The 16,774-nt window shown below is 53.3% G+C and carries 17 protein-coding genes; 4 read left to right on the top strand and 13 right to left on the bottom strand.

The window, feature by feature from the left end:
* Nucleotides 1-7: 7 nt before the first annotated feature.
* From ACLHV9_RS10030 to osmE, 6 genes are all read right to left on the bottom strand, one after another.
* Nucleotides 8-1,363 (bottom strand): 6-phospho-beta-glucosidase, encoded by a 1,356-nt coding sequence (locus ACLHV9_RS10030; RefSeq protein ID WP_028017213.1) that lies wholly within the window; start codon nt 1,361-1,363, stop codon nt 8-10.
* Nucleotides 1,364-1,473: 110 nt separating this feature from the next.
* On the bottom strand, nt 1,474-2,325 hold the full coding sequence (chbR, locus tag ACLHV9_RS10025) for a transcriptional regulator ChbR (protein ID WP_256125016.1): 852 nt from the start codon (nt 2,323-2,325) through the stop codon (nt 1,474-1,476).
* Complete coding sequence (gene chbA / locus ACLHV9_RS10020) at nt 2,322-2,669, bottom strand: PTS N,N'-diacetylchitobiose transporter subunit IIA (RefSeq protein ID WP_028017211.1); 348 nt, start codon at nt 2,667-2,669, stop codon at nt 2,322-2,324. The genes chbR and chbA overlap by 4 nt, the downstream gene beginning before the upstream one ends.
* 46 nt (nt 2,670-2,715) lie before the next feature.
* Entirely contained in the window at nt 2,716-4,074 is a 1,359-nt protein-coding gene (gene chbC, locus ACLHV9_RS10015) for a PTS N,N'-diacetylchitobiose transporter subunit IIC (RefSeq protein ID WP_407220409.1), read from the bottom strand.
* A gap of 79 nt (nt 4,075-4,153) precedes the next feature.
* Complete coding sequence (gene chbB, locus ACLHV9_RS10010) at nt 4,154-4,471, bottom strand: PTS N,N'-diacetylchitobiose transporter subunit IIB (protein ID WP_014883474.1); 318 nt, start codon at nt 4,469-4,471, stop codon at nt 4,154-4,156.
* A gap of 284 nt (nt 4,472-4,755) precedes the next feature.
* A complete protein-coding gene (gene osmE, locus ACLHV9_RS10005) occupies nt 4,756-5,097 on the bottom strand; it encodes an osmotically-inducible lipoprotein OsmE (protein WP_008500677.1) in 342 nt (113 codons plus the stop codon).
* Between the two features lie 232 nt (nt 5,098-5,329).
* Here osmE and nadE point away from each other — a divergent pair, with 232 nt between their 5' ends.
* Entirely contained in the window at nt 5,330-6,157 is an 828-nt protein-coding gene (gene nadE, locus ACLHV9_RS10000) for an ammonia-dependent NAD(+) synthetase (RefSeq protein WP_108090159.1), read from the top strand.
* A gap of 115 nt (nt 6,158-6,272) precedes the next feature.
* Nucleotides 6,273-7,151, top strand: a complete 879-nt coding sequence (cho, locus tag ACLHV9_RS09995; RefSeq protein ID WP_407220408.1) for an excinuclease Cho — start codon at nt 6,273-6,275, stop codon at nt 7,149-7,151.
* On the opposite strand, the gene ves is transcribed toward cho, so the two are convergent.
* The 7 genes from ves to ACLHV9_RS09960 all read right to left on the bottom strand — a co-directional run bounded on the left by ves (nt 7,120) and on the right by ACLHV9_RS09960 (nt 14,839).
* A complete protein-coding gene (gene ves / locus ACLHV9_RS09990; protein ID WP_128348745.1) occupies nt 7,120-7,686 on the bottom strand; it encodes an environmental stress-induced protein Ves in 567 nt (188 codons plus the stop codon). The genes cho and ves overlap by 32 nt on opposite strands.
* Before the next feature lie 297 nt (nt 7,687-7,983).
* On the bottom strand, nt 7,984-8,478 hold the full coding sequence (spy, locus tag ACLHV9_RS09985; RefSeq protein ID WP_128348744.1) for an ATP-independent periplasmic protein-refolding chaperone Spy: 495 nt from the start codon (nt 8,476-8,478) through the stop codon (nt 7,984-7,986).
* Nucleotides 8,479-8,815: 337 nt separating this feature from the next.
* A complete protein-coding gene (gene astE / locus ACLHV9_RS09980; protein WP_407220406.1) occupies nt 8,816-9,781 on the bottom strand; it encodes a succinylglutamate desuccinylase in 966 nt (321 codons plus the stop codon).
* Between the two features lie 10 nt (nt 9,782-9,791).
* Nucleotides 9,792-11,117, bottom strand: a complete 1,326-nt coding sequence (astB, locus tag ACLHV9_RS09975) for an N-succinylarginine dihydrolase (RefSeq protein ID WP_407220405.1) — start codon at nt 11,115-11,117, stop codon at nt 9,792-9,794.
* Nucleotides 11,104-12,591 (bottom strand): succinylglutamate-semialdehyde dehydrogenase, encoded by a 1,488-nt coding sequence (gene astD, locus ACLHV9_RS09970; protein ID WP_407220404.1) that lies wholly within the window; start codon nt 12,589-12,591, stop codon nt 11,104-11,106. The genes astB and astD overlap by 14 nt, the downstream gene beginning before the upstream one ends.
* Nucleotides 12,588-13,622: an arginine N-succinyltransferase gene (gene astA / locus ACLHV9_RS09965; protein ID WP_028017202.1), complete on the bottom strand. Its 1,035-nt coding sequence runs from the start codon at nt 13,620-13,622 to the stop codon at nt 12,588-12,590. The genes astD and astA overlap by 4 nt, the downstream gene beginning before the upstream one ends.
* On the bottom strand, nt 13,619-14,839 hold the full coding sequence (locus tag ACLHV9_RS09960; protein ID WP_049007831.1) for an aspartate aminotransferase family protein: 1,221 nt from the start codon (nt 14,837-14,839) through the stop codon (nt 13,619-13,621). The genes astA and ACLHV9_RS09960 overlap by 4 nt, the downstream gene beginning before the upstream one ends.
* Before the next feature lie 433 nt (nt 14,840-15,272).
* Between ACLHV9_RS09960 and xthA the strand changes: the two genes are divergently transcribed.
* Nucleotides 15,273-16,079: an exodeoxyribonuclease III gene (xthA, locus tag ACLHV9_RS09955; protein ID WP_032666813.1), complete on the top strand. Its 807-nt coding sequence runs from the start codon at nt 15,273-15,275 to the stop codon at nt 16,077-16,079.
* Between the two features lie 6 nt (nt 16,080-16,085).
* Nucleotides 16,086-16,769 (top strand): TVP38/TMEM64 family protein, encoded by a 684-nt coding sequence (locus ACLHV9_RS09950; RefSeq protein ID WP_407220403.1) that lies wholly within the window; start codon nt 16,086-16,088, stop codon nt 16,767-16,769.
* Nucleotides 16,770-16,774 lie beyond the last annotated feature (5 nt).

The raw sequence follows: 16,774 nt of genomic DNA, 5'->3' as shown, positions 1-16,774 counted from the left end.
CATCCCCTTAACGGTGTTTGAACTTCAGCTTCTCTATTGTTGCAGCAAAGTTCGGCAACCATTTTTCATGTGCCAGAATCATTTCACTGGCCAGTTGCTCCGCATCGCGATCAGAATGGACCAGCGGGCTGAGGTTCAGCGCCAGCAGCACGTCATTAAGCTCACCGCTTAACGCCGCATGACTGGCAGCCACTTCAAATCCTTTGATGGTGTGAATCAGGCCCATGACTTTGTCATCAAAATGGGTGATGCGTGGATGTGGTTTCGCCCCATCACGCCCCAGAATACAGGTCATCTCGATGGCCCAGTCAGCCGGAATGTTGTCGATATGACCATGATGCGGCACATTAACGTAATGCTCCGCTTGCTTATCGTTGTAAATGGCATTGATAACTTCACATGCTGCATCGGAGTAATATGCCCCGCCGCGCTGCTCCAGCTCTTTTGGTTTGACGTTCAGGTTCGGATCTTTATACAAATCGAACAGCTGCTTCTCAACCTTCTGAACGATCTGCGCACGCGCGCCGCCCTTATAGTACTCGCCCATTTCGATAGCCAGCATCTCTTTCTGCTTAAAGTAGTAAAGCAGGTACGAGCATGGCAGCAGATTCAGCGAGCGGATCAGCCCTTCGCTGAATGGCAGGTCAAAGATGTTTTTCACTGACGCCGCGGTCAGGCGGCCGGAAGCCACGCCGTCGAGCAGTTCGGCAAAGCGTGATTTTCCGTTCACAATGACATCTTTGATAAACACCATGTGGTTCAGGCCGAACAGATCGATGGAGAGATCGTCGTTGTCGGTCAGTTCCAGAACGTCGCGGATAAACATCTTCATGCCAATCGGAATATTACAGACGCCGATAAAGCGTTTGAAACCCGTATGGCGGTAGACCGCCTCGGTCACCATCCCGGCCGGGTTAGTAAAGTTAATCACCCATGCGTTCGGGCAAATCTCTTCGACATCTTTGATAATGTCGAAAATGACTGGGATGGTACGCAAACCTTTGAACAGGCCGCCCGCGCCGTTGGTCTCTTGTCCCAGATAACCGTGACTCAGTGGAATGCGTTCGTCCAGTTCACGTGCCTTTAACTGACCCACGCGTAGCTGGGTGGTAACGAAATCCGCATCTTTCAGCGCCAGTCGACGATCCAGGGTTTTATGCACGGTTAAAGGCACACCGGCTTTCTCAACCATGCGCTTGCACAGGTCGAAAATAATATTCAGTTTCTCCTGGCCTTCCTCAACGTCAACCAGCCATAACTCGCTAACCGGTAATTCATGATAACGTTTCAGGAAACCTTCAAGTAATTCCGGGGTATAACTGCTGCCGCCACCAATGGTTACGACTTTTAATTTCTTTTGCATAATATCTCCCTTAGCGTATCAGGTTAATCGCCTGCAAGGTATAGCGTACTCTTCCCGCTATTTGGGCAAGCAATCAAGGCAATATTCGCGGCGGGTAAATCCGCCGAAAGTTAATTAATTACCGTCAAGTTTTTCCGGTAACTGTTCGGGGTGAACGATGTCAATTTCTTAAAGGTTTTAATAAACAGACTGGGGCTACTGTATCCGGATTCGTAAGCAATATCGGTGACAGAATAGTTGGTAATTTCCAGCTGTTTTTTTGCAAAATTAATGCGGATTTCATTAATAATTTGCACAGGTGTTTTACGATAATAACGCTGTGTCGCGCGAGTCAGATATTCCTGCGATTTTCCCGACAGTGAAACCATATTCTCCAGCGCATTTTCACTGAACTGCCCTTTATCGTGCATCAGTTCCACAGTACCGCGCAGCCATTGCGGAACATCATCCGTCACCTGCTGCTCTTCGCGATGATGGCGCAGCCGGTTCATCACATAGAATGTCACCGTTTCAATAAACTCATCAAATTCATTGTCGCGGAAGTTAAGCGAGGCGATAACCGTTTCAATCCAGGTCATAAACTCGTTTTTGACACGATAGACCTGCGATGCCACAAAGCAGAACGGTACCAGCGGCAGATAGTGCTTCTCAAAGAAGCGTCTGCTGACGCCCACATTCAGAATGCGTGTGGCACCAAATTCGTAAAAGCTCTGGTGATAGGATCCCATCGGTAAGAAGACAAAATCGCCCCGTTCAAGCAGGACGCGCTTACCGTTAATTTCCTGGTAGTAGCGGCCGGTCAGAACAATCGTGAACTCATAGTAGTCATGCTGGTGCAGACCGCTGGCGCTCTCCGTTTTGTTGTAAATGACCACGTGAAAATTCTTGCCATTAAACAGTTGCTGCTCAAGTGCGGTTTTAATTTCCATCGTGCTGACCTCCTGCTGCCTGACCTGACTTATTGCATTTTCTCGTGAAGCTCAATTAACTCCGCCACCAGCTCGCGTGCCAGCATCGACGTCATCAGGTGATCCTGCGCGTGTACCAGCACCAGGCTAACCTTCATCTTCCCTTCCCCCTGGTCACCTTCGATGAGCTTCGTCTGCACCAGGTGCGCTTCATTCAGCGCCGTACGGGACTGATCCATCATGGTTTTCGCGGCGGCGAAATCCCCCTGTTTGGCCTGCTTGAGGGCGGCATAGGCCAGGCTGCGGGCTTGTCCGGAATTGATGATGAGCCCCATCACCACTTCTTCGAGATCGTTCTCTGCGCTTTCTTCTGCAACAATACTATCCAAATCTAACATTTTAAGCTCCTTGTGGCTGGCGCGGGTTTCCCCGCGCCGTTCAATCTTAGAATTTCAGTGAGAGGGCAATATCCTCTTCGCTCTCTTCTTCATCAATGATGGTTGCTGCTTTGTTCGCAATCGCCACGAATGGCATGTAAAGCAGTGTTGCAATCCCGAGGTTGAATATCGCCAGCAGGAAGGCCGCCACGCTGCCGTTGGTGTTGAAGAACGCGCCCAGACCCGCCGGCATTGTCCATGGTGCAATGTTGGTGATTGGTGGAATGATCCCCATGTAATAGGCCGTCAGGGTAATGGCTGCCAGCAGCGGCTGAATCAGAATGAACGGGATGAACATCACCGGGTTCATGATGATTGGCAGACCAAACAGGATCGGTTCGTTAATCTGGAAGATACCTGAAGGCAGCGCCAGTTTCGCCACCTGACGGTAGTCAGCACGACGAGAGACAATAAAGACCGCGATGATCAGACCCAAGGTCGCCCCGGTACCGCCCAGGAAGATATAGGAGTCAAGCATCGGCTTCGCCCACACATGGAAGGTTTTACCCGCTGCCAGCGCCGCGTCAACAGAGCCGTACTGCTGGTAAAGTGCTACGTTTTCCAGTGCCCATGGGGTCATAATCCCGCTGTCCAGCGCTGCCAGTGCCAGTGAACCATGCACGCCGAAGAACCACAGCAGAGAAGTGAAAATCACATACGCCCAACCGATCACTCCACCCATTGACGCCAGCGGCGTAGAGATAGAGTCCATGATGATCTGGTGGAAGTTAGTGCCCCAGTGAGAGAGCGCCCAGGCGATAATCCCCATGATGGAAAGAATAATGAAGCCTGGAATCAACGCGGAAAATGAACGAGAAACCGAAGCAGGAACGCTATCTGGCAAACGGATAACCCAGTTTCGACGAATAATAAAGGTGAACATCTCCGCCACCACCAGCCCGATAACAATACCGGAGATGATGTTAGCTCCGCCCAGCCAGTTTGCGCCTACTGCATACGCTTCGCCGACACTGTAAGGAGTCACGGTCATAAATGCGGCAACGGATAATAAACCAGCGGCCAGTGGATCTACTTTCCGCTCTTCTGCCAGCGCCATCCCTATAAAGAAAGGCGCCATCAGCGACATAATACCTAACGTCCCGTTATAGACGTTGCCGCCGATGGCTTTAAAACCGTTAAGGGTTTCAATAGTCGAAGCGTCTAACCGAATTCCTAATGAATAAAAGAAGGAACCTTCACCAAAGCTCAGAAAAACGTTGTTAATTAAAACGAACATTGCCCCGGCCAGCGTCAACGGCATTAATTTAATAAAACCGTTTTTGATGGCATTAACGTGAGGCTGCTTTCCTATTTTAACAGCAAAAGGAAGGAGTACCTTTTCAAGTGAAGCGATGACTTTACTCATAGGAAAATACCCTTAAATGCCGCAACACAAGTTACGGCGTATTGTGTGTGAAATAACTCTTTGACGGGAAAAATAAAAATTAATTAGCAGCTTTTTTAATGGCTGCTACAGCAGCTTTCAATACACCTAAACCATCAATCTTGCCGTACAGCCCTGAGTCAATCACCTCGACCGGTTTATTCGGTAACAGTCGTTGAATTTCGGGTAACATATAGGCGATTTGCGGTCCCAGTAAAACGACGTCGGCTTTCTGGCCTTTTTCGCCCGCCAGCGTCTCAGGAAACGCTTCAATCACCACAGGGACTTCATACTTTTCAGCTTGTGCACGCATCTTTGACACCAGAAGCGAGGTTGACATGCCCGCTGAGCAGAACAGGTAAATATGTTTCTTTTCCATCATAATTTCCCTCTTGTATGACTACCTGCCATCTTGCTATCACTCGACTCGCTGTCCCGGCAGACAGGTAGCTTGTGTATTGTTGTTTGTCGTTGGAGTGAGTATACGCAATGGTACAGACAGGGGATAATTCTGAACAGACTCAAATTGTCTCTCATTGACCTGGCTTGTTGACTCCCTTCACATTTCGGGCAAATAATTCGCGCAAAGAAATAAGATTTTTGTATGCATAAAAAAACCGACCCACTGGTCGGTTTGTTAACATCCTCAGATACGCAGGGTTACTACGCCTTAGGTGCCTGCGGATCGGTGTCGTATTCAGCACAGGTCTGATAGCCGGAGTTAATAACATGGCCGGTATCATCCAGGGCGACAAAGTAGGTCTCTGCCTTACCATCACGTTGACCCAGGATATAGGTCTGGCAGGTTCCTTTCGCATGGATCATGGTCACTTCAGAAGAAGGTTTACCGGCAATCGCAGCCACCTGCGAACGGGTCATGCCTTTTTTGACATCTTTAACCACTGGCTGTGTGAACTGATCTTTGGTGCGATCGTAAGCTGTACACCCTGCCAGCATAGTCAGTACTGCCGCTGCGCTAAGAATTCCTGCTACGTTCTTGTTCATATTCCGTCCTCTTGTTTATCAGCGTGTTATCTAAGCATGGAATAAAAAGTACGATTGTTCAACTTTGTGAATTACGCCAGACGAATTTCGGAAAATTCTAATAAAACAATGATAACCTGCTAAATCGCCGCAAATTAGCGCACTCAAAACTGTGATCCTTGTCGTTTCTCGCCCAAAGGGTTAGTTTTAGCAGTAAATACATTCGGTTTATGTTCTGCATATGGAGGGCATGATGGCTCTGCAACAAGAGATTATTCAGGCGCTGGGCGCGAAGCCTGCGGTAGATGCACATGAAGAGATCCGCCGCAGCGTGGATTTTTTAAAATCTTATTTAAAAACGAACCCTTTCCTGAAATCCCTGGTGCTGGGCATCAGCGGGGGCCAGGACTCGACGCTGACCGGTAAACTCTGCCAGATGGCCATTTCAGAGCTTCGCGAAGAGACCGGTGATGAGACACTGCAGTTTATCGCCGTGCGTCTTCCGTATGGTGTGCAGGCCGACGAGCAGGATTGCCAGGATGCCATTTCGTTCATTCAGCCTGACCGCGTACTGACCGTCAATATTAAAGGTTCGGTCCTGGCAAGCGAGCAGGCGCTACGCGAAGCCGGCATAGAATTGAGTGATTTTGTCCGTGGGAACGAGAAAGCCCGTGAGCGCATGAAAGCGCAGTACAGCATCGCCGGGATGACCAAAGGTGTAGTTGTTGGAACCGACCATGCGGCAGAAGCGATCACCGGTTTCTTCACCAAATATGGCGACGGCGGCACCGACATCAACCCCATTTTCCGTCTGAACAAGCGTCAGGGTAAGCAACTGCTGGCCACGCTGGGTTGCCCTGAGCATCTTTACAAGAAAGCGCCGACAGCGGATCTTGAAGACGATCGCCCTTCCCTGCCAGATGAAGCGGCGCTTGGCGTCACCTATGACAATATTGATGATTATCTGGAAGGTAAAAAACTGGATGAAGGTACCGCGAAAATCATCGAAGGCTGGTATCTAAAAACCGAGCACAAGCGCCACACGCCTATCACGGTGTTTGACGACTTCTGGAAGAAATAGAGCAAAACGGTAACCCGCATAATCTAGGCCGGGTAAGGCGCAGCCGCCACCCGGCTCTTTTTTAACCACCACACTCCTGCTACACTGTATACCTGAACAGTATAGGGAGTGGTATGTGAGCAGGCGTCAATCTGCCCCGCGTCTTGAGTTTGAAGCGGCGGCTATCTACGAATATCCCGAGCACCTTCGCCCATGGCTGGAGGCGCTGCCTAAACAGCCTGGCGTGTACATCTTTCACGGTGAGAGTGACACCCTGCCACTCTATATCGGTAAAAGCGTCAATATTCGCAGCCGGGTATTATCCCATCTCCGTACGCCGGACGAGGCCGCCATGCTGCGCCAGTCACGACGCATTACCTGGGTTCAGACCGCAGGAGAAATGGGCGCACTGTTGCTTGAAGCCCGACTTATCAAAGAGCAACAACCGCTGTTCAATAAGCGTTTGCGCCGTAATCGTCAGCTTTGCTCCCTGCAGATAACCGCGGGCAAACCGCAGATTGTCTACGCACGTGAAGTCGATTTTTCACATGCCCCAAATCTGTATGGGTTATTCGCGAATAAACGTGCGGCACTCCAGGCCCTGCAAACGCTGGCGGATGATTTACAGCTTTGTTACAGCCTGTTGGGTCTGGAGGCAACCACCCGTGGGCGCGCCTGTTTCCGATCCGCTCTGAAGCGCTGCGCAGGTGCTTGTTGTGGGAAAGAAAGTGTTGAGGAACATCATGCCCGGCTTCTCAACGGGCTGGCGGCCATCAGTGTCGCCTGCTGGCCGTGGGAAAATGCCGTTGCCCTAAAGGAAGTGGGTGAAGCGATGACCCAGTATCACATCATCAATAACTGGCTTTGGCTGGGCGCCGTTGACAATGTAAACGACGCGGCAACCTTGCTACGCACACCCGCCGGATTCGATCATGACGGCTACAAAATACTCTGTAAGCCGGTATTAACCGGCAAATATGAGATCATTGTGCTGAGTGACCCGGCAGCCAGTTAATTTCACTGAACAATAAGGTGCCTTCAGACTCCAGCAGACGGAGAGTGTGGGTGCCCTCTTCCCAGAATGCCCCCTGATCGGCGGTCAACAATTTATCCCCCAACTGCCACGCGCCGCCTAACACGAACACCACGCCGCCCCGGGAACCAAAGGTGGTAAAGGTACGATCGGCAACGCGTACTTTTGCCTGGCAGCAATCGCGCCGGGTCATGATGTTGAAATCCATTGCCATCCTCCCATCCGCCAGCAGTGCTTTTACCGGTAGATCGCCAGAAAAGCTGTAAGGCTGATGCTGTTTCAGGGTATGACAGAATGCCTGACCGGCATCCAGCGTCACCTCTCCTCCCTCCAGTAACGTTATGACCCGATCAACACCGGGAAAAGAGGAGAATTCACCGTTACTGGCAATAGTCGCAATACTGGCACGCCAGTAAAAATCCCGCGTCGCGGGAGGAAAACAACAAATCTCTCGCGTTTCGCCAGCACCATTGCGCCAGAGACTGACCGGCATCTTACGGATATCAAAGAACTCCATCACCACTCCTGAATGGCACAACCTGTGCCAGGGCAAGGATATTGCTATCGTTGCTGTCTTGTTTGTTATCGTTAGGGTTTCACAGACACAGTATCGGCAGCAGAGCGGGCAGGCATTAACTGAACGTTAATAAAAATTCTAACGCCATGACTCTACAAACATTCTCTGAAGCGACTACAGGAGCATACCGCGCTCGCGGTGGCAGACAAGAGGGAAGGAAAGAAAAACCGCCGGTCCTGTCCACAGCGATAGCGCTTTTGTGGACAGGATCCCGGCGGTCTTAAGATGTTGAACCGATTATTCGGTTGGTGCTGGCATTTTACCTTCCATCGCCGGACGTTCTGTCAGACGCTTCTCAAAATTCGCATTAAATTGTTTTTTCTGTTCCGGAGTCAGAATGTTGTAGATCTTATTCTGGGTTTCCATGTGAGCCAGCATGCGGGCTTTGTGCTGCTCAGCCATTTTGTCGATCTGCGCTTCAGCTTTCGCCTTATCGAAACTATCGCTGGCGATGATGTCATGCATCGCGCGACGCTCTTCAAGCGGAGGACGTTTCATCTGGTCGCGCTCGCCTTTCCTGATATCGCGGATCTGCTGCTTCTGCGCATCCGTCAGATTCAGATCTTTAAACATCATCATCTCGTTGTGCATACCCGGCTTGCCTTTATGATGCATCATCATTTTGCCTTCAGCTGGCGCGGCAGCGGTGGTGGTCGTATCTGCGGCGAACGCCATGCTGGTAGCGCCCAGAGCCAGGGTAGAAGCAACAAACAGTGCAGTAAGTTTACGCATAATTTATTTCCTTTCTTTCAGTTATTCTTCGGCGCTATGCCGTGTTGACGAGATTAACTTTACGGGCTTTATCGTCAATTAGTCAGAGCAACGGTAAAACAATGAAAGTGTAAAAAACAAATTTTCGCCAAATGTGGAGGAAATAAGGATAAAGCGTGGAGAGTTGCAACAAAAAATAAACAACACGATGATTTTAAAGAAATTAAGCATGAGTATAGCGAAGTGAAGATTAATAATAAAGCAATTCACCAGGAATATTCTGCAAAAGAAGTGCGAACGCTTTAATCGTTAAGAAAAGGTTTTTGCTTCCCCCCTCAGAGGATGAGAGGGGAAATACTCAGGAGATTTTTTCCAGCATCAATCCGGCTCGCAAACCAAACGCCACCGACGGGTTAGGAAACAACACATATTCGGTTGTCTTCTGCACTTCATAACGATCCTCACCATCTTCGGCCAACAGGACGCCTTTACGGAACGGGGTAAAGTTGAGCGTATGTGCAGCCATATGAAGCAGGAAGGCATCGCTGCGGCGAGTGATCTGCTGCACGACCCGATACCGTTCAACGGGCTGATGCGCGTGCTCAGGAACCGTTCCTCCCAGCAGCGCCCGAAGAGCGAGATGCGTAGGCGCAAAGCGGGTCAGATCGTTCTGGCCAAACGGGAGTGCTTTTCCCAGCTCCAGGGTACACGCCAGCGCAGCGAAACGTTCGCAGGTAAAGTGAGTAAACGTTCCCCCCGGTGACTGATGAAAGACCAGCGCCTCCAGCCCGGCATCGCCCAGCCAGCTCAGGAACGCTTCATCCCACGGCTGATGACGCTGCGGCAGAACGCCAAAGCGAACATGATAAGACGCCCGGATCGCCGTATGCAGATCCAGATGCCAGCGCGCAGGCCCCGCAGCCGCAAAAAACGCGCTCACGACGTTCTCCAGCCACTCTGCCCGCGCCGTTTCGTCACTCTGTGGAAATTGCGACCAGCGCCCACCGAACATGCGGTTAATATCGCTCACCAGATACCGTTTGTTTTGTGCCAGCGCAGGCGGGTTGCCGAGCACCACCAGCACACGACACTTAAGGGTGATATCTCCGCGATACAACGCGCGCAACAGCAGATCGACAATCTCAACGGGTGCCGTTTCATTCCCATGAATCCCCGTTGAAAGCAGCAGCGACAGATCGCTTTTTGCGGTCGGCGTCAGCTCAAGCACTCCGCGCCCCAACCAGCGCCAGAGGAATGAGGGCCCCTCCCCCTCACTCTGCTCAGGTGTTTCATCAGCCAGGGTCAGCGCCAGTAGATTTTCCATACTCACTCCTTTAGCGCTGGAACGGATAAACCGATCCCAGCTGCAGGATGGATGTCAACGCGTCCAGCGCCTCACGACCTTCGCGCAGCAGTTGAGGGTCGACCAGGTCTGCCTGCGTTAACCGGTCACGATAGTAACGATCCACCCAGTCGTTCAGGGTGTTAAACAGCGTTTCGTTCATCATCACTGCCGGGTTAACGGCCTGCATTTCATTCTGCGTCAGTACCACGCGCAGGCGCAGACAGGCTGGACCACCGCCGTTGGCCATACTTTCACGCAGGTCAAAGACGCGCAGTTCGTCAATTGGGTTATCGGCCTTAACCAGGTCTGACAGATAACGCCACACCCCTTTATGATCCCGGGACTCTTGCGGCAGCACCAGTATCATGCTGCCATCGTCACGGCTCAACAGCTGGCTGTTGAAGAGATAGGTTTCCACTGCATCCTGCACGCTGACCGCCTGCGTCGGCACCTGAATCGGCATAAAACCCGGCACGCGTTCATGTAACGTAGCGAGCAGCTTCTCCTGATGGGCAAACGCCTGCTCATGGCAGAACAGTACCTGGCGGTTGGAGACGGCAATCACGTCGTTGTGGAACACGCCCTGGTCAATCACCTGTGGATTCTGCTGGGCAAAAATCACCTGGGAAGGATTGACCTGATTCAGGCGGGCAACGGCCTGACTCGCCGCCAGCGTCTGACGGGCCGGATAGCGGACGGGTTCAGAATGACCGCCCTCCTCACGCCCGTAAATAAACAACTGCACACCAGGGTCGCCATAATCACCTCCCAGCCGGTTATGGTTGGCAGCCCCTTCGTCGCCAAACATCGCCACCTGTGGCAGAGCCTGATGCACCGCAAAATGGTCGTCATGACTGAAAATGGCGCGCAACACGCGCTCGGTGGTTTCCGCTTCGGTGGCGCGGTGGAATTTGTTGTTCAGGTTCGCCACCGTCAAATGGACTTTTCCATCCAGCGTATCGGCTGACGGTGCGACGGTTGCCGCGTTGGCCACCCACATTGATGAGGCAGAGCTTGCCGCAGAGAGCAGATGCGGTGTCTGTGTACCCGCTTTTTCAACCACCTGCTCATCGCTGCCGGTGAAGCCCAGTTGACGCAACACTGCCACGTTTGGGCGCTCTTGCGGCGGAATAACCGCCTGCGGGAAACCGGCATCCGCCAGCGCTTTCATTTTTAGCAGCCCCTGTTTCGCCGCCAGTTTCGGGTTGGAGACCTGAAAACGATGCTTCGTCGAGGCTTCATTACCAAAAGAGAGACCCGCATAGTGGTGCGTCAGCCCCACCAGCCCGTCAAAGTTGACTTCACGCGCTTTCATGACGATCCCCTCCGGTAAAGTCCAGACCCGGATTGAGCGTTTCCGGCAGCGTCAGCGCCGGGGTTTCCAGGCTTGCCATCGGCCACGCGCAGTAATCCGCGGCGTACCACGCGCTGGCGCGATGGTTGCCCGATGCCCCCACGCCGCCGAACGGCGCGGTGCTCGCTGCACCGGTCAGCGGTTTATTCCAGTTCACAATCCCGGCGCGCGCTTCCAGCAGCAGCCGATCAAACTTCTCGCGATGCGGCGAAATCAGCCCGCTCGACAGGCCGTAACGGGTGTTATTGGCCATTGCAATCGCCGCATCAAAATCGTCATAACGCCAGACGCACAGCAGCGGGCCAAAGACCTCTTCGTCCGGCACGTTGCTCGCACCGCTCATCTCAATAATGCCCGGCGTCAGCAGCGAGGTGCCAGGCTGGACCAGCTTCGGTTCCAGCAAGGTTTTTGCTCCACGCGCGACATGATCCTGCCAGGCCTTCAGCACATTCAACGCCGCCTGCTCGGAAATCAGACCGCCCATAAACGGCTGCGGGTCGGCATCCCACGTTGCAGGTACCAGACGCGCGCTCACTTCAACCAGCCGTTTCAGGAAGGCATCCCCCTGCGCACCACGTTTTACCAGTAAGCGACGGGAACAGGTACAGCGCTGTCCGGCGGTAATAAAGGCGGACTGAATGGTCAGATGCACGGCAGCGTCAATATCGTCAGGGTCTTCCACGATCAGTGGATTGTTACCGCCCATCTCCAGCGCCAGAATTTTTTCCGGCTGCCCCGCCAGCTGGCGATGCAACTGATAGCCCGTTCCGGCGCTGCCGGTAAACAACAGACCGTCAATATCGCTCAACGCACTCAGCGCCTGACCGGTTTCACGCCCACCCTGTACCAGATTCAGCACGCCAGGCGGCAGGCCAGCCTGTTCCCAGAGTTTCACCACCGCCTCGCCGGTTAATGGCGTTAACTCGCTCGGTTTGAAAATCACGGTATTGCCCGCCAGCAGCGCGGGCACAATGTGACCATTCGGCAGATGCCCCGGGAAGTTGTACGGACCAAACACCGCCAGCACGCCGTGCGGACGGTGGCGCAGCGTGGCCGCACCGTCCGGCATCTCGGTGTGCTGTTCACCGGTACGGGTGTGGTAAGCCTTCACCGAAATGGCAATTTTGTTGATCATCGCCGTCACTTCGGTTGTTGCTTCCCAGCGCGGTTTACTGGTCTCAGAGGCGATGATGCGCGTCAGTTCGGCTTTGTTCGCCTCCAGCAAACCGGCAAACTTTTCAACAATGGCCTGACGCACGGCGAAAGGCTGTTTTGCCCACGCCGGAAACGCGCGGCGCGCGGCATGACAGGCTTGTTCAACCTGCGCGGTGCTGGCGTCATTCCCTTTCCAAAGCACCTCTTTTGCTACCGGATTGGTCTTTACGCGCTGTTCGCCTTCGCCCGTGACCCAGTCACCGTTAATCCATAATGTCATGCTGTTTTCTCCTCAGGGCAGAGACGCACCAGGCGAACCGTATCGCCGGCGTTACATTTCAGGGCATCCAGTTCTGCAGCCGTCAGCACCAGACGTTCACATTTCGGGTTGGTACGCACCAGCATGGCGCGGAAGTTGGTGTAATTTTCGTTCGACACCAGACATGCCGGCCAGTCACCCGGCGCAGGCTGACCTTCAGCGACCTCAACCAGCCGGCTTTTACGAATCGCACGCACGCGGTCGATATCGCACTCAAGCGTTGGCCCGCCGTCAAAGATGTCGACATAGTTACGGTAGCGGAAGCCCTCTTTCTCCAGCACCGCGCGGGCGGGCGCGGTTTGCGGATGCACTTCGCCAATCACCGCCTGCGCTTCCGGGGTTAAGAAATGGGTATAGATAGGATGCTTCGGCATCAGTTCGGCAATAAACGCTTTCTGGCCGGTACCGCAGAGATAGTCCGCCCGGCTGAACTCCATCGAGAAGAAGCGCTCGCCCAGGCTCTCCCAGAACGGTGAGTAGCCGGTGTCGTCGATCACGCCGCGCATCTCTGCGACCACCTTTTCGTTAAAGCGATCGCGGAAGGCGGCCATAAACATAAAGCGTGATTTAGAAAGCAGGTAACCGTTGCCTTCTTTGCGCCACGCCGGGTCGAGGAACAGCGTGCAGAGCTCGCTGGCACCCGTGTGGTCATTACAAAGAAACAGCGTCGGCAGCGCGTTATAGACGTTCAGCTCTTTCGAAGCATGAACCATCGTGCCGACGCGATAGTTGTACCACGGGTCGTTTAACCCAACAGCCACCTCGATGGCGCAAATCCCGGCAACAGCACCGGTGTCGGTATCTTCAAGAACGAACACATAACCCTGTTCGCTTTTTGGCAACGTCCCCTGCCAGGTGTGCAGGGCGCGCTCAATGCGCGCCGACAGTGTTTTTTCGTCGGCGGGAAGTGAGGTCAACCCACCTCCCGTCTTACCGGCAAGCTGCATGAGCCCGGCGAGATCGCCGCGCTCAACGGGACGGATGACCATCATGATGACACCCCGGATTTCACATGTTCGCAGGCCAGCGCAAAGCGATCTAAACCAGTTTGCACCTCTTCCTGGCTGACAATCAGCGCAGGAGCAAAACGCACCACGTTGGCACCGGCAATCAGCACCATTACGCCCACTTTTGCCGCTTCCTGCGAAATAAGTTTAGCTTTTCCGGCAAACTCGGCGGTGAGCTCGCAGCCGATTAACAGCCCCAGACCGCGAATTTCTTTAAACAGCCCCGTTTTGCTGTTGATTGCATTCAGGCGCTCGACAAACCAGTCGTGGCGCTGCTTAACGCCTTTCAACACCTCAGGGGTGTTAATGATGTCGAGAACCTGTCCGGCCACGGCTGTGGCCAGCGGGTTACCGCCGTATGTGGTGCCATGGGTCCCCACGGTCATCACGCTGGCGAATTTATCGGTGGTCAGCATTGCCCCAATCGGGAAGCCGCCGCCCAGCGCTTTGGCAGTCGAAAGGACGTCCGGCGTCACACCGTAGTGCATGTAGGCATACAGTTCACCGGTACGGCCCACCCCCGTTTGCACTTCATCAAAAATCAGTACCGCATTATGACGATCGCACAGTTCGCGCAGCCCCTGCAGGAACGCCTTTTGCGCCGGAAGCACGCCGCCCTCGCCCTGCATCGGCTCAACAATTACCGCGCAGGTGGTGTCGTTGATCAGCTCGCTGGCTGACTGGAGATCGTTATAGATACCGTGACGAATATCGGGTGGCAGCGGTGCAAAATCCTGCGAATAAGAAGGCTGACCGCCCGCGCTGACGGTAAAGAGCGTGCGACCGTGGAAGGCGTTCTTAAACGCGACAATACCGCTTTTGTGCGTGCCAAACTTGTCGTGTGCATATTTGCGCGCCAGCTTCAGCGCCGCTTCGTTCGCTTCTGCCCCCGAGTTACAGAAAAAGACTTTTTCGGCAAATGTTGCGTCGATCAGTTTTTTCGCCAGACGCAGAGCGGGCTCGTTGGTAAACCCGTTGCCGGTATGCCAGAACTTCGCCGCCTGGTCATTCAGTGCCTGACGCAGTGCCGGATGAGCATGGCCCAGCGCGTTCACCGCAATCCCACCTGCAAAGTCGATATACTCTTTACCCTGCTGGTCCCACAGGCGTGAGCCTTCCCCACGAACCGGAATAAAAGCCGCCGGAGCGTATACTGGCATCATCCATTCATCGAAATTTTCACGCGTAATTGACAGAGACATAGCGACCTCATCCGGTAAATAAAAAGTTATTTGAATGTTAAATAATTGAGTGTTTGCACTGTGAATGTAGATTGCAGCCTTCGTGCCAGCCAGCGATAAAAATGCATAAACGGGTTGGGCCAACAGAATATCAATAAGTTACAATATGGAGTTATTCACTTTTAGTGCATAAAAAGTGAATATTTTTACGACAAGCGGCGCTTTGCCGCATGAAAATAAGAAAGAGTATGCAGAGGCCAAATATAATTCTGGAATTGTGATCGCTCGCGAAATTTATCTGTCATTTATGCCCTGTTTGAGGGCGATACGCGTCAGAATGGTGCAAATATTGCACCACTGGCATTATCTGTCGCAGTTATTGGTCAATCCCCGTAACAGTTGACGCAAATTCTGCTACCATCCATGCACTATTCACCTTGCACTGGCAGCGACTATGAAATTTGTCTCTTTTAATATCAACGGCCTGCGTGCCCGTCCTCATCAGCTTGAAGCTATCGTTGAGCAACATCAGCCAGATGTGATCGGCCTGCAGGAGACAAAAGTTCACGACGACATGTTCCCCCTCGAAGAGGTGGCGAAACTCGGCTACAACGTCTTTTATCACGGACAGAAAGGCCACTATGGCGTAGCGCTGCTCACTAAAGCGCCACCGGTATCCGTCCGCCGCGGCTTCCCTGGCGATGGTGAAGAAGCACAGCGTCGCATTATCATGGCGGAAGTGCCTTCTGCACTCGGGAATATCACGGTCATTAACGGTTACTTCCCGCAGGGTGAGAGCCGTGACCACGAGACAAAATTCCCGGCCAAAGCAAAGTTCTACCAGGATCTGCAGGACTACCTGACCACCGAACTGAAAAAAGAGAATCCGGTGCTGATCATGGGCGATATGAATATCAGCCCGACGGATCTCGATATCGGTATTGGCGAAGACAACCGCAAGCGCTGGCTGCGTACCGGCAAATGCTCCTTCCTGCCGGAAGAGCGTGAGTGGATGGCGCGTCTGCTTGACTGGGGTCTGGTGGATACGTTCCGCAGTGCCAACCCGGAAACACAGGACCGCTTCTCCTGGTTTGACTACCGCTCAAAAGGCTTTGATGACAACCGTGGCCTGCGTATCGATCTGCTGCTGGCCAGCTCGCCTCTGGCAGAGCGCTGCATTGAAACCGGTATCGACTACGATATCCGCAGCATGGAAAAACCGTCCGATCACGCGCCGGTCTGGGCAAAATTCAAGCTGTAATCACGTGTGAACATTCGAAAAAGACTCTTCCTGTGCGCCCTTCTGGGCGCATTTATTCTGACATTTATCGCGCTTCCTCCGGGCACACTCTCCCTGGATGGGATTAAAACTCACCAGCAGGCGTTACTCTCTCATGTTGAACACGCGCCGCTACAAAGTGCGCTGATCTTTTTTGCGCTCTATGTGGTTGTTTCCGCCCTGTCGATACCCGGCGCGGCGATACTGACCCTGCTGGGTGGTGCGCTGTTTCCTCTGTGGGAAGGCACCATACTGGTCTCGTTTGCCTCCACGCTCGGTGCCACGCTGGCGATGCTCGCCAGCCGTTATCTGCTGCGCGACTGGGTCCAGCGAAGGTTTGCTCAGCAGATGAAAACGGTGAACGCCGGGATGGCGCATGACGGCGCGGGCTATCTTTTTGCTCTGCGTCTGATGCCGCTGTTCCCGTTTTTTCTGGTGAATTTGCTGATGGGTCTTACCCGCATTGGGCTACGTCGTTACTGGTGGGTCAGCCAGCTCGCCATGCTGCCCGCCACGGTTGCCTTTCTGAACGCCGGGCGCGAGCTGGGAAAAGTGTCAACGCTGCGCGATATTTTGTCGCCGGGTATGGTATTCGCCTTTACACTACTGGGGTTATTACCGCTGGTCACACGCCGGCTATTTACCCGTTATACCCCTTCGTCTAAAAAGTGAGGCAT

The organism is Enterobacter sp. CPE_E890 (genome assembly GCF_046521475.1).
GTDB classification, from domain to species: Bacteria; Pseudomonadota; Gammaproteobacteria; order Enterobacterales; family Enterobacteriaceae; genus Enterobacter; species Enterobacter adelaidei.
The sequence above is the reverse complement of the archived record's forward strand: the minus strand, read 5'-3'. Positions and strand labels throughout refer to the sequence as shown.